General features: G+C 44.1%; 17 protein-coding genes. 1 reads left to right on the top strand and 16 read right to left on the bottom strand.

Annotated elements, in window-relative coordinates; all coding sequences use genetic code 11:
• Positions 1-210 precede the first annotated feature (210 nt).
• The 9 genes from meaB to CUU64_RS05010 form a co-directional block, all read right to left on the bottom strand.
• The gene (gene meaB / locus CUU64_RS05050) at positions 211-1,365 is read right to left on the bottom strand and encodes a methylmalonyl Co-A mutase-associated GTPase MeaB (RefSeq protein ID WP_101632185.1); all 1,155 of its coding nucleotides are present in this window, start codon (positions 1,363-1,365) and stop codon (positions 211-213) included.
• Positions 1,365-3,557 (bottom strand): methylmalonyl-CoA mutase, encoded by a 2,193-nt coding sequence (gene scpA / locus CUU64_RS05045; protein ID WP_101632184.1) that lies wholly within the window; start codon positions 3,555-3,557, stop codon positions 1,365-1,367. Before scpA ends, meaB begins: the two co-directional genes overlap by 1 nt.
• 1 nt (position 3,558) lies before the next feature.
• Entirely contained in the window at positions 3,559-5,436 is a 1,878-nt protein-coding gene (locus CUU64_RS05040; RefSeq protein WP_180954465.1) for an acyl-CoA mutase large subunit family protein, read from the bottom strand.
• 203 nt (positions 5,437-5,639) lie between these two features.
• A complete protein-coding gene (locus tag CUU64_RS05035) occupies positions 5,640-6,929 on the bottom strand; it encodes a dihydrolipoamide acetyltransferase family protein (RefSeq protein WP_101632182.1) in 1,290 nt (429 codons plus the stop codon).
• A gap of 94 nt (positions 6,930-7,023) precedes the next feature.
• Positions 7,024-8,007 carry an alpha-ketoacid dehydrogenase subunit beta gene (locus CUU64_RS05030; RefSeq protein WP_101632181.1) on the bottom strand — a complete coding sequence of 328 codons (984 nt, stop codon included), beginning with the start codon at positions 8,005-8,007 and terminating at the stop codon, positions 7,024-7,026.
• A gap of 12 nt (positions 8,008-8,019) precedes the next feature.
• Complete coding sequence (locus CUU64_RS05025; protein ID WP_101632180.1) at positions 8,020-9,015, bottom strand: thiamine pyrophosphate-dependent dehydrogenase E1 component subunit alpha; 996 nt, start codon at positions 9,013-9,015, stop codon at positions 8,020-8,022.
• Positions 9,016-9,079: 64 nt separating this feature from the next.
• Positions 9,080-10,501, bottom strand: a complete 1,422-nt coding sequence (gene lpdA, locus CUU64_RS05020; RefSeq protein ID WP_101632179.1) for a dihydrolipoyl dehydrogenase — start codon at positions 10,499-10,501, stop codon at positions 9,080-9,082.
• A gap of 56 nt (positions 10,502-10,557) precedes the next feature.
• On the bottom strand, positions 10,558-11,658 hold the full coding sequence (gene bcd / locus CUU64_RS05015; RefSeq protein ID WP_101632178.1) for a branched-chain amino acid dehydrogenase: 1,101 nt from the start codon (positions 11,656-11,658) through the stop codon (positions 10,558-10,560).
• A 689-nt stretch (positions 11,659-12,347) separates the two neighbouring features.
• Positions 12,348-14,420: a sigma-54 interaction domain-containing protein gene (locus tag CUU64_RS05010; RefSeq protein ID WP_101632177.1), complete on the bottom strand. Its 2,073-nt coding sequence runs from the start codon at positions 14,418-14,420 to the stop codon at positions 12,348-12,350.
• A 168-nt stretch (positions 14,421-14,588) separates the two neighbouring features.
• On the opposite strand from CUU64_RS05010, the gene CUU64_RS05005 reads away from it, so the two are divergent.
• On the top strand, positions 14,589-14,819 hold the full coding sequence (locus CUU64_RS05005; protein WP_101632176.1) for a DUF2627 domain-containing protein: 231 nt from the start codon (positions 14,589-14,591) through the stop codon (positions 14,817-14,819).
• Between the two features lie 362 nt (positions 14,820-15,181).
• On the opposite strand, the gene spo0A is transcribed toward CUU64_RS05005, so the two are convergent.
• The 7 genes from spo0A to CUU64_RS04970 all read right to left on the bottom strand — a co-directional run bounded on the left by spo0A (position 15,182) and on the right by CUU64_RS04970 (position 23,160).
• The gene (spo0A, locus tag CUU64_RS05000) at positions 15,182-15,976 is read right to left on the bottom strand and encodes a sporulation transcription factor Spo0A (protein ID WP_101632175.1); all 795 of its coding nucleotides are present in this window, start codon (positions 15,974-15,976) and stop codon (positions 15,182-15,184) included.
• Between the two features lie 344 nt (positions 15,977-16,320).
• Complete coding sequence (gene spoIVB / locus CUU64_RS04995) at positions 16,321-17,613, bottom strand: SpoIVB peptidase (protein WP_101632174.1); 1,293 nt, start codon at positions 17,611-17,613, stop codon at positions 16,321-16,323.
• Positions 17,614-17,798: 185 nt separating this feature from the next.
• Positions 17,799-19,514 carry a DNA repair protein RecN gene (gene recN / locus CUU64_RS04990; RefSeq protein ID WP_101632173.1) on the bottom strand — a complete coding sequence of 572 codons (1,716 nt, stop codon included), beginning with the start codon at positions 19,512-19,514 and terminating at the stop codon, positions 17,799-17,801.
• 21 nt (positions 19,515-19,535) lie between these two features.
• A complete protein-coding gene (ahrC, locus tag CUU64_RS04985) occupies positions 19,536-19,985 on the bottom strand; it encodes a transcriptional regulator AhrC/ArgR (RefSeq protein WP_101632172.1) in 450 nt (149 codons plus the stop codon).
• A 211-nt stretch (positions 19,986-20,196) separates the two neighbouring features.
• A complete protein-coding gene (locus CUU64_RS04980) occupies positions 20,197-21,051 on the bottom strand; it encodes a TlyA family RNA methyltransferase (protein WP_101632171.1) in 855 nt (284 codons plus the stop codon).
• Between the two features lie 7 nt (positions 21,052-21,058).
• Positions 21,059-22,951, bottom strand: coding sequence for a 1-deoxy-D-xylulose-5-phosphate synthase (dxs, locus tag CUU64_RS04975; protein ID WP_101632170.1), 1,893 nt, complete (start codon positions 22,949-22,951; stop codon positions 21,059-21,061).
• Positions 22,933-23,160 carry a hypothetical protein gene (locus CUU64_RS04970; protein WP_101632169.1) on the bottom strand — a complete coding sequence of 76 codons (228 nt, stop codon included), beginning with the start codon at positions 23,158-23,160 and terminating at the stop codon, positions 22,933-22,935. Before CUU64_RS04970 ends, dxs begins: the two co-directional genes overlap by 19 nt.
• Positions 23,161-23,171 lie beyond the last annotated feature (11 nt).

Genomic DNA, 23,171 nt, shown 5'->3' with positions numbered 1-23,171 from the left:
TGCTATTTTCGTGCCTTTTAGCAGGTGAAAGGACCTGCATAAGCGCAGATACATCCTCTGCCCTCACCTTTAGTCGCTGAGGTGGGTGAGTTTCTAAAGGTAATTGTGGAACTTGAAGGAAATAGGTTTAAGATTCTAATAGACCGGGAAAGATATCGGTACAACTAGATCCATACCCCTGACTCCCTAAATTGGATAGCAGCTTTGCTGCTATCCCTTTTCTTTTTTATCCGTAAGACCGCCATTTTGAATCGCTTCATGAAATACTTCAAAGCACTCCTGTACAGCCTTGGCTACAGTTTTGTTCCCCGATGCCACCTGATTCTCCAAAACCGGCAGAATATCTTTTATTTTCCCGTTTTTAAAAAACATATTATGCAGGCTGTCATGTATCAATGAATACATCCATTCCTTGGATTGTGTTCGCCTTCTCTCGTCAAACGCTCCTGATTCTTTTGTCACTCTCACAAAATCGCCTATAGCATCCCAAAGTTCACTAATACCGTCGCCGGTTAGGGATGAACAAGCATAGGCCTTTGCGGGCCATCCCTTCGTGGCAGGCTGCAAAAAATGTAAAATCCGGCTGTATTCTGCTTTTGTCTTTAGGGCAAGCGGCCGGTTTTGCCCATCTGCTTTATTTACGATAACCGCATCCACGAGTTCCATAATGCCTTTTTTCATTCCTTGCAGTTCATCACCGGCTCCGGTTAGGGCAAGCAGCATAAAGAAATCTGACATGCTTCGAACCATCGACTCGCTTTGCCCTACGCCGACTGTTTCAATCAGGATAATATCAAATCCGGCAGCTTCACAAACCACAATCGTTTCCCTTGTTTTTCGGTGCACACCGCCAAGCGTTCCTCCAGAAGGGGAGGGCCTGATAAACGCTTTTGGGTTTCTCGCGAGTCCTTCCATCCTCGTTTTATCTCCCAGAATGCTTCCGCCGCCTACCGATGAGCTTGGATCAACGGCGAGAACAGCAACGTTATGTCCCAGACTGCATAAAAAAGTGCCGAACGATTCTATAAAAGTACTTTTTCCCGCACCAGGGACACCAGAAATCCCAATTCTGACGGAATGCCCGGAATACGGAAGTATGGTCTGCAAAAGCTGCTGGGCATCATCGAAATGATGGGGCGCATTGCTTTCAATTAAAGTGATGGCCTTAGCAAGCATTGGCCTGTCTCCTTGCAAAAGACCTTTCTTTATCTCGTTCAGGTTAATCGTACGCTTGGACGGTTTGATGAAACGGCTCGTTCTTTTCGGTTCGGTTATAGGATTGCCGTCAACCCCTTTCTTCACCACTGAGGCAAAGCCTGCACTATCCATACCTTCTGCCCATTCAGGCTTCTTGCCGTCATCCATCACTGGGACACTTCCTCATAGCCAAGACGGCGGTATATTTCTTCCAAAACTACTTTAGCGGATTGAGGAATTACCGTGCCAGGACCAAAGATGGCTGCCGCTCCATTTTCCCTAAGGAATTCATAGTCCTGTGCGGGAATGACTCCACCTGCAATAACAATAATGTCTTCCCTTCCTAATTTTTTCAATTCATTAACAAGCTGTGGAAGAAGGGTTTTGTGTCCTCCGGCAAGGGAGCTCATGCCAATGACATGTACATCATTTTCCACTGCCTGCAGCGCCGTTTCTTCCGGTGTCTGAAAAAGAGGTCCAATATCGACATCAAAGCCCAGGTCCGCAAAAGCAGTCGAAACGACTTTTGCACCCCTGTCATGGCCGTCCTGCCCCATTTTAGCCATCAACAGACGAGGTCGCCTTCCTTCATTTTCAAAAAATTCCTGCGTCATCCTCTTTACTTCTTCAATTTCATCATCATTTGAATAGGAAGAACTATAGACGCCGCTGATCGAACGGATCGTAGCTTTATGCCGCCCTGAGGCCTTTTCGATAGCATCCGAAATTTCACCCAGTGTGGCTCTAGCCCTAGCTGCGCGGACGGCCAGTTCAAGCAAGTTGCCTTCACCAGTCATTGCTGCATTTTCAAGTGCAGCCAACGCATCCTTAACCTGTTCCTGATTTCTAGCTTCTTTTAATTGTCCCAGTTTTTGAATTTGACTTTCACGTACTGCCGAATTGTCAATTTCTAGAATTTCAATTGGATCTTGTTTTTCAAGGCGATATTTATTCACGCCTACTATTGTTTCCTTGCCAGAATCGATTTGTGCCTGGCGTTTTGCCGCCGCTTCCTCGATTCTCATCTTCGGAAGCCCCGTCTCAATGGCCTTTGCCATCCCTCCAAGCTCTTCAATTTCCTCGATATGCATCCAGGCCCGGTTGATGAGCTCATTCGTCAGCGATTCTACATAATAGGATCCTGCCCATGGGTCGATGACCTTTGTAATTCCCGTCTCCTCTTGAAGATATAGCTGTGTATTCCTTGCAATCCGAGCAGAAAAGTCGGTTGGCAAGGCAATAGCTTCATCAAGTGCATTCGTATGGAGTGATTGGGTATGCCCGAGTGCAGCAGCATGGGCCTCCAATAACGTACGGACAACATTGTTAAAAGGATCCTGTTCCGACAAGCTCCATCCTGATGTCTGTGAGTGTGTCCTTAATGCCATAGACTTGGTATTGTCCGGATTAAATTGCTTCATCAGCTTAGCCCAAATAAAGCGGGCAGCCCTCATTTTTGCCACTTCCATAAAATAGTTCATCCCGATTGCCCAGAAAAATGAAAGGCGAGGGGCAAATGAGTCGATAGAAATCCCCGCATCAAGTCCAGTGCGGACATATTCCAGTCCGTCTGCGAGCGTATAGGCAAGCTCTATGTCTGCTGGTGCTCCGGCTTCCTGCATGTGATAACCCGATATGCTAATGCTGTTAAACTTCGGCATGAATTTAGACGTGTATTCAAAGATATCCGCAATAATCTTCATGGACATTTCCGGCGGATAAATATATGTGTTACGTACCATGTATTCTTTTAAAATATCGTTCTGGATGGTCCCGGAAAGCTTCTCCTGGGTCACTCCCTGCTCCTCGGCTGTTACGATATAGAAGGCCATGATCGGCAGGACTGCACCGTTCATCGTCATCGACACAGACATTTGATCAAGCGGAATTCCCTCAAACAACCGTTTCATGTCAAGAACCGAATCAATGGCAACACCAGCTTTTCCCACATCCCCTACAACGCGTGGGTGATCGGAATCATACCCCCTGTGCGTAGCTAAATCAAAGGCAACTGATAACCCTTTTTGGCCCATTGCCAGATTTCTGCGGTAAAAGGCATTCGATTCCTCGGCTGTGGAAAATCCTGCATACTGGCGGACTGTCCACGGCCGGTTTACATACATTGTCGGATATGGCCCCCTTGTGTAGGGAGCAATACCCGGGACCCCCTTCATGTGCTCAAAATCATTCAAATTGTGATTACCATAAAGCGCACTTATTTGGATTTGCTCGTTTGTTTCATATAAAAGGTCTTCAATAGATCCACTTATCATGGCTTCTGCTTGCTTTTTCCAGTCTTCAACGGATCCAGCTGCCTGCCCTTTCAATGGATTGACTTTAGTAAAATCAGGTTTTTTCAATTCAGTTCACCTCCAGCTCAGTCAGCAATTGTGTAAGAAATTCAATTACGTTCGTTTTCACATGAACAAAACCTTTGACCCCTGCTTGTGTTAAAGAAGCCTCTAATTCTTCATCTTGTTTTCCTGCCAGATATATATGTACCCCGGGCAGACTTTCCTTTCCTGCGATTACAAACAGCTTGGCCATTTCCCGATAGTCATTGTCGCTTCCGCAAATGCAGTAGGTTTTCAGGTTGGTTTCCTCGATAAAAGCCCGCACATCCGCTTCCGTCCTGCAGCCTTCACTTTCAACTGCTTCTATGCCTCCCGCAGTCACAATCCCCTTTATGAAATCGGCTCTCGGCTTATAGGCCTTGAGTTCACCCATATTGACCAGTCCTAGCTTAGGAGCTTCCCCTTTACTGGCAGCTTCTTCAGCCCGTAGACGGATGCTCTCAAATTCTTCAGCTATCCGGCGGTTTGGGATGACAGCAATTTGAGCGACACCTGTTCTTTTATGGACATTTTCCGTTCCGTTATTAAGAATTTTCAATTTTTCCGCTGGATTCGGATAAACATTCGTTCCGATAATACTCTCTTTCCGGATCGACGCGTTTTTCTGTTTTTGTTTGAAATTATCCGCAATGTCTGACTGAATGGTACCTTCCTTCAGTGCGCGAATAATGTCTCCTTTTTCCATGATCCTTAAGAATTTTTCCCAAACCGCCTCCGTAATGTCATCCGTCAGCTTCTCGACATAGAACGATCCGCCGGCAGGATCCGTAACGGCCGGAATATGCGACTCTTCCTTCAAGATCAATTGGGTGTTCCTGGCTAGCCGTTCAGAAAATTCGGTCGCGCTTCCGTTCAGCCGGTCAAATGGGTGGACTTGCAAATACTGAACGCCGCCTACACTTGCTGCAAATGCTTGGTTTGCCGTACGAAGAATATTCACATGTTTATCATAAAGCGTTTCTGTTACACCTGAGGTTACCGCATGAATATGCATTTTGAAATAATCGGAAGAAACACCGTATGCTTCCGAGAGCAAGGCCCATAAGCGACGAGCTGCACGAAGTTTTGCAATGTTCATAAAGTAATTGGAATCGATTCCAAATGAAAATACAATTTTATTGGCGAGGTCCTCAAGGCGAAGCCCATTTTTTTGCCCTTCTTCCAGATAAAAAACCGCCTCGGCCAGTCCATAGACAAGCTCTTGTACCGCATTGGCCCCTCCGTTATGGTAAACGGATGCCTTAATAAGAATCGTTTTTACCTCCGGACAAGCTTCTTTCGCCCTTCGAATACCCGAAAACCAAACTTTAAAGTATTCTTCAATGTGTGTTGGAATGATTCCTGAGGCGGCCAATTCTGCAATCGGGTCTTCAGCCAGGACTCCTTTAACTAATTGGCTGTCAAATTCAAGTCTATTAATCAATTCGATAATTGATGGCAAGATCGTTTCCCCATTGCCCTCAAAATCAATAAAAATAGGAATATCATGTAGAGGCAGGTTGTTTAAAAGTTTTTCAGGATAATCCATTAGCTGGGCTGCCGGAAAACAAATTACATTTTGCCCTCGTTCTAGTGCCGCTTGCATTCTCTTATTTGCATCTTCAGCAGAAGCACCAGAAACAGGCTGGCACATTAACCACGGATTTTGCCGGTAGCCTGTCACATGGATTCCCCTGGTATATGGGAAGAAGCCAGGGAATTCCTGGTTTGTACTTGCTTCAAGAAGGCCTTCTGCGGTATAAAGCGGCTTTAGCTCAACACCTTCATATGTATCCGTTTTCAACTTGTCTATTGACTTTCCCTTTAAACCGCTTTCAACGGCTTTCTTCCAATCTTCAAGGGAAGCTTCAGGAAATGATAAACGCTTTATTTCGTCCAGTTTCATTTGTAATCGCTTTCTTTTCAGGTAGATATTGAACGCTCGCTCAGTATGAAAAGAAAGCTCCCCTCCCTCCAAATTATTAAAATAATTATAACATTCTAACATAGTAATATTCTAGAAAATCGGGCTTAATCCTGCAATCGCTACCTTTCTCCTATAAAGAATTATTTTGGACAAAAAAAATGCCGGCAGGAACCGGCATTTTTTTAATAAATCGGCGTGGTTGTCCTGGACATGTTTTCAATAATTTCTTTTACCCGTGCAAGGAATCGTCCGCAAACAAGGCCGTCCAGTACTCGATGGTCAAGGGACATGCATAAATTCACCATATCCCGGACAGCGATCATATCATTGATGATGACCGGACGTTTTACGATGGATTCAACTTGAAGGATTGCTGCCTGGGGATAATTGATAATCCCCATGGATTGCACGGAACCAAAGGAACCAGTATTGTTAACGGTAAATGTACCACCCTGCATTTCATCCGGTTTTAACTTGCCGCCTCGCACTTTATCCGCCAGCTCATGGATCTCCCTTGCGATGCCTTTTATAGATTTCTCATCTGCATTTTTTATAACCGGTACAAACAGTGCCTCTTCTGTTGCAACGGCTATTGAGATGTTTATATCCTTTCTTTGGATAATTTTATCACCGGCCCACATGGAATTGATCTGTGGAAATTCCTTCAGAGCTTGTGCGGCTGCTTTGACAAAAAATGCAAAGTAAGTCAGGTTAAAGCCCTCTTTTTGTTTGAATTCATTTTTCAGAGAATCACGATACGTTACAAGGCTGGTGGCATCGACTTCCACCATGGTCCACGCATGCGGAATTTCATGTTTGCTGCGAAGCATATTGGCTGCAATTGTTTTTCTGACTCCCGTTACCGGGATTTCCACATCTCCTGCCGCAACAGGTAGACCAGACACTACTTGTGTTGGAGAAGCAGGCAGTACATCAGAAGAAACCGGAATTTTTCCCTTGCCTTCAATTATTGGCTCTTGGTTGGCAGCACGTGCTCGTGGTATGCTGCCTGATTCAATCAGCTTCAACAAATCTTTTCTTGTTATCCGTCCTTCCCTGCCGGTACCTGTAACCTGGTTTAAATCAATACCGTGTTCCTGGGAGATTTTCAGGACAGCAGGAGAATACCTTGCTTTATTTCGGCCTTCACCAGCAGCTGACAGAACCGGAGATGCTATGTTTTCTTCGGCATGGAGTGTTTCCTTGCTCCCCGTTTCTACCATATTTGTCGCATCTACCTCGATGGAACAGATGATTTCACCAACAGCGAGGGTTTGATCCTCTTTGGCCATCAGCTCTTTTATTACTCCTGAAAATGAGGATGGAACTTCCGCATTTACCTTATCGGTCATGACCTCAGCGATAGGATCATATTTATTGACATGGTCTCCTGCCTTTACTAGCCATTTGCTGATGGTACCCTCTGTGACACTTTCGCCGAGCTGCGGCATTTTCATTTGTTCGATTGCCAATTTGTCATTCCTCCCATTTTTTATTTTAAAGCAGTATGGTTAATGGGATTTTTCCCGTCAGCAACATGATAGTACACACGGCCCCACGTGCATGTTAGTACTCAGCCAATTCCCTCATCGCCTTTTCAACCTTGTCGGGATTGACCATGAAGAACTTTTCCATTGTCGGTGCATACGGCATAGCGGGAATATCCGGTCCGGCCAGCCTCATAATCGGGGCATCTAGGTCAAACAGGCAATTTTCGGCGATTATCGCTGAAACCTCGCCAATAATGCTTCCTTCCTTATTATCCTCGGTTATAAGGAGCACCTTTCCTGTTTTCGATGCAGCTTCAATGATTGCTTCTTTATCTAGTGGGTATACGGTTCGCAAATCCAAGATGTGTGCTGATATCCCATCACTGGCCAATTTTTCCGCTGCCTGAAGCGCAAAGTGCACACACAGGCCATATGTAATGATGGTTATATCTTCCCCTTCCCGCTTAACGTCTGCCTTTCCGATCGGAAGCACGTAGTCCTCTTTAGGGACTTCCCCTTTAATCAAACGATAAGCCCGTTTATGCTCAAAAAACAGAACAGGATCATCATCGCGAATTGCTGCTTTCAACAACCCTTTTACATCATAAGGAGTTGAAGGCATGACAATTTTCAATCCAGGCTGGTTCGCGAAAACAGATTCCACTGATTGCGAGTGGTAAAGTGCCCCGTGGACACCTCCCCCATAAGGGGCACGGATAACAACCGGACAGTTCCAGTCGTTATTCGAACGATATCGGATCCGGGCGGCTTCGGAAATGATTTGGTTGACTGCAGGCATGATGAAATCGGCGAACTGCATTTCCGCAATTGGGCGCATACCATACATAGCCGCGCCAACGCCTACCCCTGCGATGGCAGATTCAGCTAACGGCGCATCTATTACCCGGTCTTCCCCGAAAGTCTCATATAGTCCGTTTGTCGCCTTGAATACTCCGCCTTTTCTGCCAACATCTTCTCCGAGGACAAACACACGCGGATCTCTTTCCATTTCTTCGCGAATAGCCAGAGTTACCGCATCTATATAGGAAATTACCGGCATTTATACTCCCCCTTATCTCTCTCCATATACATATTTTAAAGCTTCTTCCGGATTGGCATATGGTGCATTTTCCGCATAATCCGTTGCCTCGTTTACATTCTTCATGATCCGATCATTTATTTCGTTCTGGTTCGTATCATTTAAGACGCCGGTTTCTTTTAAATAGGTTCCAAAAGTAATGATCGGATCTTTTGCCTTCGCCTCTGCCACTTCATCAGGAGCCCGGTATGTGCGGTCATCATCGTCGCTCGAATGGGCTGTAAGCCGATATGACACCGTTTCAATCAGACTCGGCCCCTCGCCCCGCCGTGCTCTATCTGCTGCTTCTTTTACGGCTTTATAGACCTCAAGAGGGTCATTTCCATCCACTGTGACTCCTGGCATGCCGTAGCCGATTGCACGATCTGACACCTTTTCACAAGCCAATTGTTTTGTAATCGGCACAGAAATCGCATACTTATTATTTTCACACATAAAAATCACAGGAAGCTTATGGACGCCTGCAAAATTGGCACCTTCGTGGAAATCACCCTGATTGGAAGAACCTTCGCCGAACGTTACAAATGAAACGAGATCCTTACCTTCCATTTTCCCTGCTAGAGCAATGCCGACTGCATGGGGAACCTGGGTGGTTACCGGTGAAGATCCGGTAACGATCCTATTTTTCTTTTGGCCGAAATGCCCCGGCATTTGGCGCCCGCCGGAACTTGGGTCTTCTGCTTTTGCAAACCCGGACAGCATAAGGTCTTTGGCTGTCATCCCAAAAGTAAGGACAACGCCCATATCCCTGTAATAAGGAAGGACATAATCCTTATCCCGATCAAGCGCAAATGCTGCTCCTACCTGTGCCGCTTCCTGGCCTTGGCAAGAAATGACAAACGGGATCTTCCCTGATCGGTTCAAAAGCCACATCCGTTCATCAATTCTTCGTGCAAGAAGCATTGTTTCATATATTTCCAAAACCCTTTCGTCGCTAAGGCCTAACTCTTTATGGCGATTCTCAACCATCAATTTCCCTCCTTATTAGAAATAAGCAAGCATCCCGTAAAAATGAATGTCTTAAAAACCCAATCTATAAATGTATCGCAAGTCCATCCACTGCGAGGGCTGCCTCACCAATCGCTTCCGACAATGTCGGATGCGGATGAATTGTATAAGCAACCTCCCACGGGGTAGCATCGAGGACTTTTGCAAGTCCTGCTTCAGATATCATATCTGTCACGTGGGGCCCAATCATATGTACACCGAGAATGTCATCCGTCCTCTTATCGGCAATGATTTTGACAAAACCGTCAGACTCGCCATTTATCAATGCTTTACCAATTGCTTTAAACGGGAATTTACCAATTTTCAATTCATGTCCCTTTATACTAGCCTCTTCCTCTGTGTAACCAATACTTGCAACTTCTGGTTTTGAGTAAATACACTTTGAAATTAAGGAATAATCGATTTTGTTTGGGATTTCTCCAGCAATATGCTCCACTGCCACGATCCCTTCATGTGAAGCGACATGGGCTAACTGCAGACCACCAATGCAATCTCCGATTCCGTATATATGCGATTCCTTGGTCTGGTATACATCATTCACTTCTATATATCCTTTATCAATCACGATTTCGGTATTTTCTATTCCAATTCCTTCTATATTCGCCTGCCTACCTACAGAGACCAACATCCTATCAGCCTTGAATTCTTGCTTTTCCGCGCCTACCTCGGCTGAAATGGATACAGTATCTCCTTTTTTCAATGTTTCGGGAAGTATCTTGGCGGTAGTCACTATTTTGATGCCCTTTTTTTTCATAAGCCTATGCATTTCCTTGGAAATGTCTTTATCCTCCGTGGGAATGATCCGATCAGCATATTCAATGACGGTGACCTCAACACCAAAATCCTGCAGCATGGAAGCCCATTCTATCCCGATTACACCACCGCCAACGATTATTATAGAGGCCGGCAGGGTTTTCATTAGAAGCGCTTCATCCGATGTCATAACAAGGCTTCCGTCTATTTCCAATCCTGGAAGGGTTCTTGGCCTTGAACCTGTCGCGATGATGACATTTTTCGGGATAAGCATCTCATTGTCTGAACCATTATTCATCTCGACAGAAACAGTTCCGGGGATTGGTGAAAAAATGGATGGTCCAAGGATCCGGCCAGTACCTTCATAAACGTGTATTTTACCTTGTTTCATTAAATACTGGACCCCTCTGTAAAGCTGGTCTACAATCCTGCTTTTTCTTTCTTGTACTTTTATAAAATCAAGTTTTACTTCGCCTGTTATTACCCCAAATTCTTCACTATTTTTAGCTGTACTGAATATCTCCGCACTTCGGAGCAAGGCTTTGGAAGGAATGCATCCCTTATGCAGGCAAGTGCCTCCAAGCTTTCCTTTTTCAACGACCGCCGTTTTCAAGCCTAACTGGGCTGCACGGATTGCGGCAACATACCCGCCCGTCCCGCCACCCAAAATGACAAGATCGTATTCTTGTGCCATTACAATGCCTCCTATCATTCCACTTCTTGACACTGCCTAATGTAAACTCAAATATCTTATAATCTGCGCCGGTTTAGTATATTCTTTTCATTCCTCAGGAATTGGCTGCGGGAATTTCTCATTCTTTCAATTCGTTCCTCTGCCATCCTATCGGCAGCCATATAGGTAGGAATTCCATCCCGTTTGGCAATTTCGATCACTCTTTCAATATTGTTATAGACCATTTCCACCTTTTTCATTGCGCGCTCCCGGTTATAACCGATTAACTCATCGGCAACATTGATGACGCCTCCTGCATTAATGACGTAATCAGGTGCATAAACAATACCCATATCATGGATTTGATCTCCATGCACAGGATCCTTCAATTGATTATTCGCTGCTCCCGCAATAACCTTTGCCTTTAACTGAGGGATTGTCTGGTCATTGATCACCGCCCCAAGAGCGCAAGGAGCGTAAATATCACAATTCACCCCATAAATTTCCCTTGGTTCGACCGCTTTCGCTCCAAATTCGTTTATCACACGCTTTACGGACTCCTTGTTTATATCCGTTACAATTAACTCTGCACCTTCTTCATGAAGGTGGCGGCACAAATTGAAAGCTACGTTTCCAACGCCCTGAACGGCAATAACCTTTCCTTCAAGAGAGTCTGTTCCAAACGCTTCTTTCGCGGCCGCTTTCATTCCGCGGTATACACCATATGCTGTAACAGGCGAAGGATTGCCTGAAGAACCAAATGCCGGCGAGATACCTGTTACATAGTCTGTTTCCTCGTGGATAATATCCATATCGGCAACCGTGGTTCCAACATCTTCTGCAGTAATGTAGCGCCCGTTCAATCCTTGTATATAACGTCCGAAAGCCCGGAACATTTCTTCATTCTTATCCTTACGAGGGTCACCTATGATCACAGTTTTGCCGCCCCCGAGATTCAAGCCTGCCGCAGCATTTTTGTAAGTCATGCCGCGAGCCAGGCGCAGGGCATCCTCAATAGCGGCATCTTCTGATTCATATGTCCACATGCGGGTACCGCCAAGTGCAGGGCCTAGAGTCGTGTCATGTATCGCAATGATTGCTTTTAGTCCGGATTGTTTATCCTGGCAAAAGACAATTTGCTCATAATCATATTTCTCAAGATATTGAAAGATTTCCATGAAAATTCCTCCCCTGATGTAGGATAGATTGTTAGATGCAGAGCAAATCGCAAGAGCCGCGCAAGGATATCATTTACTATCCTCAGAACGAGCCCTGAATGTTACTAAAATAGGGGCGCACGCTCCCGGTGCCTCTCAAAAGAAACCGCATTATTAAATCCATGCAAGCCATCTGGTTACAACCGGAAATTTGGCCTCTTGCATTCATTAATGGCAAACAGGAAATCCCTGGGCAGTTTTCACGGCTTCTACTGCTTTTTCCGTTGCTATAGATATTAGTACTCTGTATTCAATAATAATGTTCCAAGATATTCTTCTGGATAATCTTCAACCATGCGCCGGTTTCTCTCTGTTTATTGCTTAATAAGATCAAAGAAAAGCTAGGTCTTTCATAGCGCCTTCAGTTATTCCCTTCTTCATCTTCGGCAGCTGATACAGCTACAATCCATTCTGCCCGCAGGATTGCTTATTCAAGCAGCGTTTTTATTTTATCTTTGTACCCAACCCATTCATGCTGTTTAATTCGTTAAAATATCAAAAAGGAGGAAGCAAAAAAACAGGAGAGGAGCGAATTGTCCCCACCTATCATTATTCGCAAGTATTGTGCCAATTTTATTTATATGTATAAAAACAATATCCGCTGACGTTTTCCTGTTATTCTTCACGCAATAATTTGCATACCATGCAAATTATTGCGTGCTGTAATGTGCAAGATGGAATTTTTCCATTTTGTAATAAAGACTTCTAACAGAAATTCCCAGTGATTTTGCGGTGGCTGTTTTGTTCCCTTTATGGTTAATCAATGCTTGTTTAATAACTTCTCGTTCATACCTATCCATCGTTTCAGATAATGGTTTTTGTTTCACGACTTCAAGAGGGGGTTTGGACACATTAACGCTTCTCTCTACACCTTCGATGAGGTCAGGAATATGTCCAGCTTCCATCGCGGTTTCATTTATCCCCATAAAAATGATAGCTCTTCCTAGGATGTTTTCCAGCTCCCTCACATTCCCAGGCCAATGATATTGCTTCAATTTTTCAATCGCAGGGAGGGAAATTCCTTCAACATTCCGGCCATATTCCTGATTGATTTTTTGGATTAAATGCGTGGTAAGCGCCTTTATATCATCTTTTCTTTTTCTCAGCGGAGGGATTATAATGGGTATCCGGTTCAACCGAAAGTATAAATCCTCCCTGAAGCTCCCAATCGTAATTGCTTTCTCAAGATTTAAGTTAGTGGCGGCGATTACCCTTACATGAATCGGCACCGGTTTTGTGCCTCCAACCCTGACAATTTCATTTTCCTGTAGGACCCTTAGCAGTTTTGCCTGGATGTTCGGTGATAATTCCCCAATTTCGTCAAGAAAAATACTGCCGTTGTTCGCCTCCTCAAATAACCCGCGTTTACCGCCGCGCTTTGCCCCTGAAAATGCACCTTCCTCGTAGCCGAACAGCTCGCTCTCAAGCAATGATTCAGAAAGGGCTGCACAGTTGACGCGCACAAATGTATTGAATTTCTTTTCACTCGCATTATGAATCGCATGAGCAAACAGCTCTTTGCCGGTTCCTGACTCTCCCCTGAGCAGGACGGTAGCAGGCGTTTTCGCGCTCAGCTTTGCCTGTTCGACCGCCAGCTTCATCTCTTCTGATTCCCCGATGATGTCAGCAAACGAATACTTTGCCTCAAGAGTCCGGATTATTTGCCGTGCACGGTCTAGCTCCTTTGTCAGCCGGCGGATTTCGGATACATCATGGATGACGCCTACGCTGCCTTTCAGCCGGTTGTCAACAATGATTGGCGCTACATTGACAATGACATCTTTTTTCAGCGGGCCAACCCGAAGATTTACACCCCTAACTGGCCTTCTCGTCTTTAACACCTGCATATGCATGCTTTCCCCTTCGTAAATATCAGTTGTAGCAGGTTTTCCGATTACCTCTTCCTTACTCAACCCGGTAATTCTTGTATAAGCCGGATTAATGAGGATTCCATGCCCCTGTTCATCGACTACGGATATGGCGTCATCACTCGACTGGATTATTGCCTCAAGCATTGTCTGAACTTCTTTCAGGTTCGTAATTTCTTCAGCGAGGGCCACTACTTCTGTAATATCCTTGAAAACAGCAAAAGCCCCGACCACTTTTTCATTCTCATCAGTAAGTGGAATACGGGTAGTGATGATTTTCCTGCCATTATTCAGTTCCTGCGCCTGATTGACTTCCATCCGTTTCGTTTTGAGGATGTCAGGGAGACGGCTTCCCGGTATTACTTCGGTAATTGGTTTACCAAGGACTTTCTCATGCTTTGCTTCCACCATGCGTTCCGCACTACGGTTGAAAAGAATGATTTCCTCTCTCTGGTCAACAACGATCATGCCGTCATTGGTAGTATTAAAAATTAAGTCATGTTTATTTTTTTCTTTTTTCAGCTTATCAATCAAATCCCTCTTCTCATCAAAGAGCTTTGCGATGATGTAAGCAACACTGCCCGGGATGAGCACAAACCTTCCGCGTCCAATTTGTCGTATTTCTTCAAATACCCGTTCATCTCCCGTCGCTTCAATAACGATATCAAGAGAATCATCCAGATACTCCTTCCAGTTGGTCCCTGTCCGGATTCCAAGCTCTCTAGCAAGCTGGACTCCCCGGGCTTCCAAATTAATGTCTACCATACATTGAATAAAAAGAGTTTGACTTTCCATCAGGATATTCAATATGGCAGTCCCACCGGTTCCTGCCCCTACTATCATTACCTTTTGCATGGCAATGCCCTCCCAGCGACAATTGCAAAGAAATTCAGAGTTCTCTTGATCTATATGAAAAAATTTTCTTATTTTGTCTTCATTTTAAAGAAGTTGTACAGGCTTGACAAATCTTATAAATCAACTATGATTTTTGTGTGAATCTTTTTTAGAGGGGAAAACACCTGCATGAAACGGTTATTGGCTTTTCTAGTCCTTTTTATACCTGGGGCACTTGCGGCATATGGAATTAAGATCATGAGAGATATGCTTTTCGGCATTCTACAGTTTCCCTATCCGGCGCTGTGGATGCAGTTCCTGGCAGGCCTTGTCCTTTGTGTGGGAGGTATTGGTTTTATCGCTGGGTTTGTTCTTTATCGTGACCGAAAGGAAAATAAAGTACAAAATAGATTCAAATAACAAAGACCCGCGATTCATTCACGGGCCTTTTGTTATTTCTTTTCTAAACGTAACCAACATTAGCGTTCATAATAAATATGATTATATTCAGCAAAAAAGGTGCTTTTTGTGGTTTTGTCCAGCTTTTTTCTCCATCGTTTTTATTTAGAGGGTAGTATCAGGAAAAGCCATAATCCGATGGAAACTTTCCCCTCTCCTTTAGCTTGAAGCAAGTCCATTAATGATGTCCTATAAATTAATAAAACAAACGATAAAGATTTTAAAAGAAAAATAAAACGATTACATTTTCTCAGAAAATTAAAAAAGACCCCATTTTTCCTGAGGTCTGCGGGAAGTTCCTTTATCCAATACTTCTAACCCTTTCAAGAAGCCTTATGTTCCAGCCTTAACTTATCTGCGACCATTGCAATGAATTCGGAATTTGTAGGCTTTGCCTTGGACATACTGACGGTGTATCCGAATAAGGATGAGATCGATTCAATATTGCCGCGGCTCCAAGCTACTTCAATCGCATGCCGGATCGCACGCTCAACACGGCTGGCTGTAGTATTATATTTTTTAGCGATATCGGGGTAAAGGACCTTCGTAATTGAGCCAAGCAGCTCAATATCGTTATAGACCATGGAGATAGCTTCGCGTAAATACAGATATCCTTTAATATGTGCAGGGACACCGATTTCATGGATGATGCTTGTGATGCTGGCACTTAGATTCTTTGGCTTTGAATCCGCCTGGCTCGGTCGGTAACTGTATTGCGGCTGCTTTTTTAAAATATTACTTGTTTTGCCGCTTACCTGGCGTATATGGCCAGCCAGGTTCTCCATATCAAAAGGCTTTAGGATAAAATAAGAAGCACCTAAATCTACTGCTTTCTTTGTTACATCCTCCTGGCCGAATGCAGTAAGCATGATGACATTCGGAACCTTCCCAAGATTGGTTTCCCTTATTTTTTGCAGCACTGCGAGGCCGTCTAGGTGAGGCATGATAATGTCCAGAATTAAAACGTCTGGGTTTGTGGTGTCCAACAAATTTAAACAATCCTGGCCATTATGGGCAACGCCGATGACTTCCATATCTTCTTGGCTGGAGATGTACTCCTCCAGCAATGAGACGAGCTCTCTATTATCATCTACAACGCATACTTTTATTTTTTTCACCCTTGATTTCCTCCTCAATTACAATAGGTGTTTTTTCTAATTTTCTAAATTCTATTGTAATTGAACTTTTCGACAATGGGAATGAAAATCCCTTTAAATTTAGAAAAATAATACAGAATCGCCTTTTTTCTCGATTTAACTCTTATTTTCGACTATATTCGATATAATGTTAATCATGTATGTCGAAAATCCCTGACTTTAGTCTACCACAAAAAAGGCAAGTAAAAAATGGAGAATGTTGTTTTTGTATGGCAAAAAACACAGGGAACATACCCACGAAATTTCATCTAGATCCTAGAAAAAGTTCGTCGGGCGTGTCCCCTGTCAGTTAAGCGTTTTTTTATTTAACTTGCCTTGGGAGATGTGTTTGTTTTTTCATATATATTGATCCCTGCCTCGTTTAACATCCATTCGATGTGAACTCCATAACCGCTAGTGGGATCATTGACAAAAACGTGGGTAACTGCTCCAATTAATTTTCCATTTTGGATGATCGGACTACCGCTCATTCCCTGCACGATGCCGCCTGTTTTAGCGAGCAGCTCCTTATCAGTCACTTTTAACACCATTCCTTTTGTGGCAGGAAATTTTTGAGGAATCGTACTGACAATCTCGATATCAAATTCCTCTACCTCAGACCCATTCACAACGGTAAAGATTTTGGCTGGTCCTTCCTTTACTTCATTGGATAGAGTTATGGGAATTGGCTTATCCGCGATTCCGTTATTTACACTCTGATTTAGTTTCCCAAATATACCGAATGGGCTGTTCATCTTAATATTGCCGATCACTTGCCTATTTGACGAGAATCGAGCCAGTTTTTCACCCGGGTCACCGTTGCTTCCTTTTTCAATAGATGTTACTGTCGACCGTACAATATGTCCATCCTTCACGACAATGGGCTTTTTTGTGTCCATATCAGAAATGACATGGCCCAAAGCCCCATATTTCTTTGTTTCTGGATGAAAAAAAGTCATCGTGCCAATGCCTGCTGCTGAATCACGAATGTAAAGGCCTAGCTTGTACATCCCTTCGTTCTTATCCTTTAGAGGTTTAAGTGTTGCTTTCATTGTTTGTTTTTCACGGTTTATCACAAGTTGCAATGGTTGCCCACTTTTGCCAGCGGCTTGTACAAATGGAGTTACGTCTGACATTTTTGTAATTGTTTGGTTGTTAATTTTTGTAATAATATCGCCGACTTGTATCTTTGCGATTTCACCCGGTGATTTTTTGCCATTTGGTGTATCCACCAAATGATGGCCTACAACAAGAACCCCTAATGTATTAAGCTTGACGCCAATCGATTGCCCCCCTGGGACTACCTTAAAATCCTTAATAATTTCCACATCGACCTTTTTCGCCGGTAATCCGGCAAACTCCAAGAGAAGTTCATTCGTACCAGGTTTTTCTGCCTTAACCGTAACCGCATTGCCTGATTTATCCACGGTGGCCCCAGACTCAGCGGTAATCACCCTTGCCGTTACTGGTAATGCAGATGGCAAGCGGTAATTTTCCCCTTCAAACAGGACCACTTTCTTCGGGATTGAAATATAGTCACTAAATGGCTGGTATAACCCTAATGCTATTAGCGAAACAAGGAGGATTCCACCGATTATTCTGTTTATCCATAGCTTCATCTGTTCACTCTCCTCGCTTCTATCTAATTACCCCTGCTTTAGGCTACACTTTTAATGTAGCCCTCCTAGCTTGCATTTATAACTTTACTGCAAAATAAAAGCCATCCAAAAACGGATAGCTTTTCAACGAATCAACATTTACATAATTTTCATTCTGTTTTCCAGAGTGATACGAGTAAGCGGAACTATTTTGCTTCCTTTAACTGTTCAGCCTGTTCTATAAGCTCCTTTGCATGTTTCTTTGTGAGGTCCGTTATCTCTACCCCTGAAATCATTCTCCCGATTTCTTTAATCTTTTCATCATTTCCAAGAGGAAGAACAGAGGTTTTGGTTCTACCGCTTTTAATGTTTTTAGAAATAAATAAATGGGTGTCTGCCATCGCAGCTACCTGGGGCAGGTGTGAAATGCAAAGCACCTGGGAGCCAACAGCGACTCTATAGATTTTTTCGGCTATCGCCTGGGCAACCCTGCCGCTGACACCCGTATCGACTTCATCAAATATAATGGAAGTGACTCCTTGGTGTTTAGAGAAGATGCTTTTTAACGCTAGCATGATCCTTGACAGTTCACCGCCTGAGGCAATTTTAGAAAGAGGTTTTAAAGGCTCTCCCGGGTTGGTCGAAATATAAAACTCAAGTTCATCCAGCCCTCCAGGGAGTATGCCCCCTTCCTGTGATGAATCGTAGGTAAAGGCTGTTTTATGGAAATGAACTTCAAAAACCGTTTTCTCCATATACAGCTCTTTAAGTTCTTGGTGGATGTTTTTCGTTAAATGCTTAGCGTACTTCATCCGAAGGTCGGAAAGATTTTTTGCTTCCACCAAGAGATCTGCTCTAATCGATTTCATTTCGCCTTCGAGTTTGGCAATATGGGTTTCACGATTAAGAATCGTTTCGATTTCTTCCTCAATGGCAGCGCCGTATTCCAGGATTTCTTCGATGGTTTTACCATATTTTCTTTTTAGCTGATTGATTTCGTTCAGCCTGTTTTCAATGAAGTCAAGCCGCTCAGGATCAAATTCCAGTACATCAAGCTGGTTTCTTATACCTGCTGCGGCATCCTCCAGATTATAATAACTGTTCGCCACCGTTTCTGAAAGCTGCTGGATCGATTCATCAATTCCGGCCGCTTCCTCCATATTGTTCATCGCTACAGATAACCAATCAAGCCCCCGTTGTTCTTCACGAAGCGCCTGATATGCAGTTTGGAGGGCTTCATGTATCTTTTCAAAGTTATTGATTTTCTTTCTTTCCTCTGACAACTTTTCATCTTCCTGAAACTTTAGGTCCGCCTTTTGGATTTCTTCATGCTGGAAGTGAATCAAATCAAGACGGTGAACCATTTGCTGCTCGTTCTGGCTCAGCTTTTTAAGCTGCTTGGCAACCGTATCATATTTCTTATACAATGTTTCATATTCCGAGGCGGCTTCAGCTAGTTTTTTTCCTCCAAACTGATCCAATAACTGCATATGAAGTCGCTCATCCATTAATTCCTGGTGTTCGTGCTGTCCATGGATATCGATAAGGGAACGGCCGATTTCCCGTAAGACTGCAATTGTTACAAGCTTGCCATTAACCCGGCAAACACTCTTGCCTGATGCTGACATTTCACGGCGCAGTACTATCATTCCATCACTAACATCTATACCAAATTCCTCGGCCTTTAAAAAAACCGGGTGTATATCGTCATCCAGTTGAAACAAACCCTCGATTTCCGCCTTCGATTCTCCGTGCCTAACGAATTCGGAAGATCCCCGTCCGCCGACAAGCAAATGTACTGCGTCAATGATAATAGATTTACCAGCTCCCGTTTCCCCTGTCAAAACAGTTAAACCCTTTTCAAGTGAAATCGAAAGGGCTTCGATGATCGCAAAATTTTTGATAGAAAGTTCCACTAACAAGCTCAATTCACCTCTCCCAAACTAGAGCATGTCCAAAAATTTATTGGTTATCGCTTCTGCGTCCTCCGGCGTCCGGCAAATAATTAAACAGGTGTCGTCACCACAAATCGTTCCAAGGATTTCGTCCCAGTCGAGATTGTCTATGAGTGCCCCTATTGCCTGAGCATTCCCTGGCAGTGTTTTCATGACCAGCAAATTACTTGCTGCTTCAATGCGAACAAAGGCATCGATCAGCATCCTTTTTAGCTTTTGCAGAGGGTTGAACCTTTGATCGGCAGGCAGACTGTATTTATAACGCCCATCCATCAACGGCACCTTTACAAGATGCAGTTCCTTTATATCCCTTGATACGGTTGCTTGAGTAACATTAAATCCTGCATTCTTAAGCTCATCAACCAGGTCGTCCTGGGTCTCTATGTCATTGTTAGCGATAATCTCTCTAATCTTTATGTGTCGCTGTCCTTTATTCATTTAAAAAATGCACCTCTCGAGAAATAGTCGGCACTTGTTATTACGCTTTATACAAGTAATGTTAGCGGATTTAGTGCAAATTGTACATTTATTTTCTTTCTTTTTATCTCATTATTTGTCTTACCGTGTAGAATTTCCTCGCAGGGACGGTTTATTCCATACAATTGGTTTTAAGCAAAAGAAAAAGCTCCATGGAGGCGCTTTATTCGCCTCAGGAGCCTTCAGTTTCATCCGGTGTTTTTGTTTTTTTCAATTCCTGGTGAGCTTGGGCCACAATGTCTTCAACGGATTGTCGAAGCTTATTTTCCCCTTGTTCCTTACTGCCGTCCCAGTACAGGTGAAGCAGGAATTCAATATTGCCGTCTCCTCCGGTTATTGGAGAGAATGAGGCATCTTTTACTTCATACCCTTGCTGCAAAGCAAATGCAATAATCTTATCAAGGACCTCCGCATGGATTTTTGGATCGCGTACGATCCCCTTTTTGCCGACCTGTTCCTTCCCTGCTTCAAATTGGGGCTTAACGAGTGCCACCACATCGCTATGCTGAACTAGTAAAGTTTTTAACACCGGAAGGATCAAGGTTAAGGAGATGAATGATACATCAATACTGGCGAAATTCGGCATCTCCCCTTCCAGGTCACCTGGAGTTACATATCGGAAATTGGTTCTTTCCATTACTTGTACACGATCATCCTGTCTGAGTTTCCAGGCAAGCTGATTATAACCAACATCAAGGGCATAGGACATTTTCGCACCGTTTTGCAGCGCACAGTCGGTGAACCCCCCTGTAGAGGCCCCAATATCCATTAAGACCTTGCCCTTTACGTCCAGGTCAAAAACCTGCAAGGCTTTTTCAAGCTTCAGGCCACCCCGCGAAACATAAGGCATCACTTTCCCTTTGATTACGAGTTCCATGTCGGCAGGAACCTTTTCACCGGGCTTGTCCAAACGTTCTTCATTACCGAATACAAGGCCGGCCATAATCAACCGCTTCGCCTTTTCCCTTGTTTCAGCCAGCCCTTTTTCTACTAACAATACATCCAGTCTTTCTTTTTTTCCATTCATGTGTCATCTATGCCCTTTTTTGCTTTTTTGGTGTGATATTAATGACTCGCTGCACGACCCCATCAACAGTGAGTCCAATTTCTTCCAGGAGGGTATTGACACTCCCATGTTCAATAAATTCGTCAGGGACTCCCATCCGGTCAATCGTGGCTGCCGGTCCGCCATAATCATGCGCAAACTCAAGAACAGCGCTTCCGAACCCGCCTTGTAAAACTGCTTCCTCAATCGTTAAAATGGGCAGCTTCGAATCCAGGATGCTGCTAAGCATTTTCTCGTCCAATGGCTTGATGAAGCGGGCGTTGACTACTTTGACAGAATAATCTTGTTTTTCAAGCAGTGACGCAGCTTTCAAAGCCATCGGAATGGTTGTGCCAAAGGTTAAAATGACAGCATTTGTACCTTCTTTCAACACTTCCCATGAGCCAATTGGTATTTCTTTGAGCTCTTCATCCAATGGGACGCCTAGCCCGTTGCCCCGCGGGAATCTCATTGCAATCGGGCCTTCATCATATTTGATAGCGGTATTAACCATATGCTGCCCTTCGTTTTCATCTTTCGGCATCATTAATACTAAGTTAGGCATATGCCTTAAAAATGCTATATCGAATACTCCCTGATGTGTTTCACCATCTGCCCCAACAAGCCCGGCTCTATCAATCCCTATGAAAACGTTCAAGTTCATGCGGCAAACATCATGAAGCATTTGGTCGTATGCACGCTGAAGGAATGTAGAGTATATGGCTAAAAACGGCTTCATTCCCTGAGTAGCAAGACCTGCCGCAACCGTGGTTGCATGCTGCTCGGCAATTCCGACATCATACATCCGGTCTGGAAACTCGCTTTGAAATCCTTCAAGCTTTGAGCCTACAGGCATCGCTGGCGTAATGGCGACAATGCGTTCGTCTTCTCTTGCCAGTCCGCGGACTGTTTCACTGACGAGCTTGCTCCAAGCAGGCGGTTCATTCAAGGGCTTCACAAAAGCACCTGTTTCTATTTTGTATGGACCGGTTCCATGCCATGTCCCAACTTTGTCGGTTTCCGCAGGATTATAGCCTTTCCCTTTTTTTGTAATAACATGCAGGAGGACAGGTCCTTGTGTTTTCTTGGCATAGCGGAAGTTGTCAAACAGCTCTTCATAATTGTGGCCATCTACAGGTCCTAGATAGGTAAAACCTAGTTCTTCGAAAAATATTCCGGACACCAGCAAATACTTGAGGCTATCTTTTAACCTTTCAGCCGTTGAAGCCAGTTTACCTCCGACTGCCGGTATTTTCTTCAAAAGATATTCCAGCTCGTCTTTTACCCAATTATATTTCCCTGCCGTTCGCAGTCGGCCCAATACACTATGAAGAGCACCGACATTAGGCGCGATTGACATTTCATTGTCATTAAGGATGACGATCATATCCTTCTTCTCATGGCCGATATGATTCAATGCTTCAAGCGCCATGCCTCCTGTAAGTGCACCGTCGCCTATAACAGGAAGAATGAAGCTTTTCTCTTTTTTTAAATCACGTGCAATTGCCATCCCCATCGCCGCGGACAAAGAGGTTGAGCTGTGGCCGGTTTCCCACACATCATGCTCGCTTTCATTGCGCTTGGGAAACCCACAAAGACCTTTGTATTTTCTTAATGTATCAAACTCGCCAGCTCTGCCTGTCAGAATTTTATGGACATAGGATTGGTGCCCTACGTCCCAGATTATTTTATCCTGCGGGCTATTGAACTCCTTATGCAGTGCAATCGTCAGTTCCACAACGCCGAGGTTCGGTCCAATATGTCCTCCGCTTACGGATAATTTCTGGATTAGAAACTTGCGGATTTCATTTGAAAGCTGCTCCAGTTGTTCATTATTCATATTTTTTAGAAACGATGGGTCTTTTATTGATAATAGATCCATACCGGATCACTCACTTTCATTTTATTTCTGCTATCGGCACCCAGGTTTGTGGAATTGAGTAGTGCTTCTGCTTTCCTTGCAGGCAAAAGAGCCGCCGGCACCAAAGTGATATCGGCGGCTATGTATTTCAAAGTCATATCACTGTCATTTCGGCATACCGAAGGGCTTCTTCTACGAAGCCCGAAAAATAGCAGGAAAATTTTTAACATGAGTATATCAC

It is taken from the genome of Bacillus sp. V5-8f (genome assembly GCF_002863565.1).
Lineage (GTDB): Bacteria > Bacillota > Bacilli > Bacillales > DSM-1321 > Peribacillus.
The sequence above is the reverse complement of the archived record's forward strand: the minus strand, read 5'-3'. Positions and strand labels throughout refer to the sequence as shown.

What these genes read in the sequence shown, in the direction of transcription:
- meaB (WP_101632185.1), bottom strand. Translation starts at nt 1,365, where the DNA reads ATGGATGACGGCAAGAAGCCTGAATGGGCAGAAGGTATGGATAGTGCA.
- CUU64_RS05040 (WP_180954465.1), bottom strand. Translation starts at nt 5,436, where the DNA reads ATGAAACTGGACGAAATAAAGCGTTTATCATTTCCTGAAGCTTCCCTT.
- CUU64_RS05030 (WP_101632181.1), bottom strand. Translation starts at nt 8,007, where the DNA reads ATGCCGGTAATTTCCTATATAGATGCGGTAACTCTGGCTATTCGCGAA.
- CUU64_RS05025 (WP_101632180.1), bottom strand. Translation starts at nt 9,015, where the DNA reads ATGGTTGAGAATCGCCATAAAGAGTTAGGCCTTAGCGACGAAAGGGTT.
- lpdA (WP_101632179.1), bottom strand. Translation starts at nt 10,501, where the DNA reads ATGGCACAAGAATACGATCTTGTCATTTTGGGTGGCGGGACGGGCGGG.
- bcd (WP_101632178.1), bottom strand. Translation starts at nt 11,658, where the DNA reads ATGGAAATCTTTCAATATCTTGAGAAATATGATTATGAGCAAATTGTC.
- CUU64_RS05010 (WP_101632177.1), bottom strand. Translation starts at nt 14,420, where the DNA reads ATGCAAAAGGTAATGATAGTAGGGGCAGGAACCGGTGGGACTGCCATA.
- CUU64_RS05005 (WP_101632176.1), top strand. Translation starts at nt 14,589, where the DNA reads ATGAAACGGTTATTGGCTTTTCTAGTCCTTTTTATACCTGGGGCACTT.
- spoIVB (WP_101632174.1), bottom strand. Translation starts at nt 17,613, where the DNA reads ATGAAGCTATGGATAAACAGAATAATCGGTGGAATCCTCCTTGTTTCG.
- ahrC (WP_101632172.1), bottom strand. Translation starts at nt 19,985, where the DNA reads ATGAATAAAGGACAGCGACACATAAAGATTAGAGAGATTATCGCTAAC.
- CUU64_RS04980 (WP_101632171.1), bottom strand. Translation starts at nt 21,051, where the DNA reads ATGAATGGAAAAAAAGAAAGACTGGATGTATTGTTAGTAGAAAAAGGG.
- dxs (WP_101632170.1), bottom strand. Translation starts at nt 22,951, where the DNA reads ATGGATCTATTATCAATAAAAGACCCATCGTTTCTAAAAAATATGAAT.
- CUU64_RS04970 (WP_101632169.1), bottom strand. Translation starts at nt 23,160, where the DNA reads ATGTTAAAAATTTTCCTGCTATTTTTCGGGCTTCGTAGAAGAAGCCCT.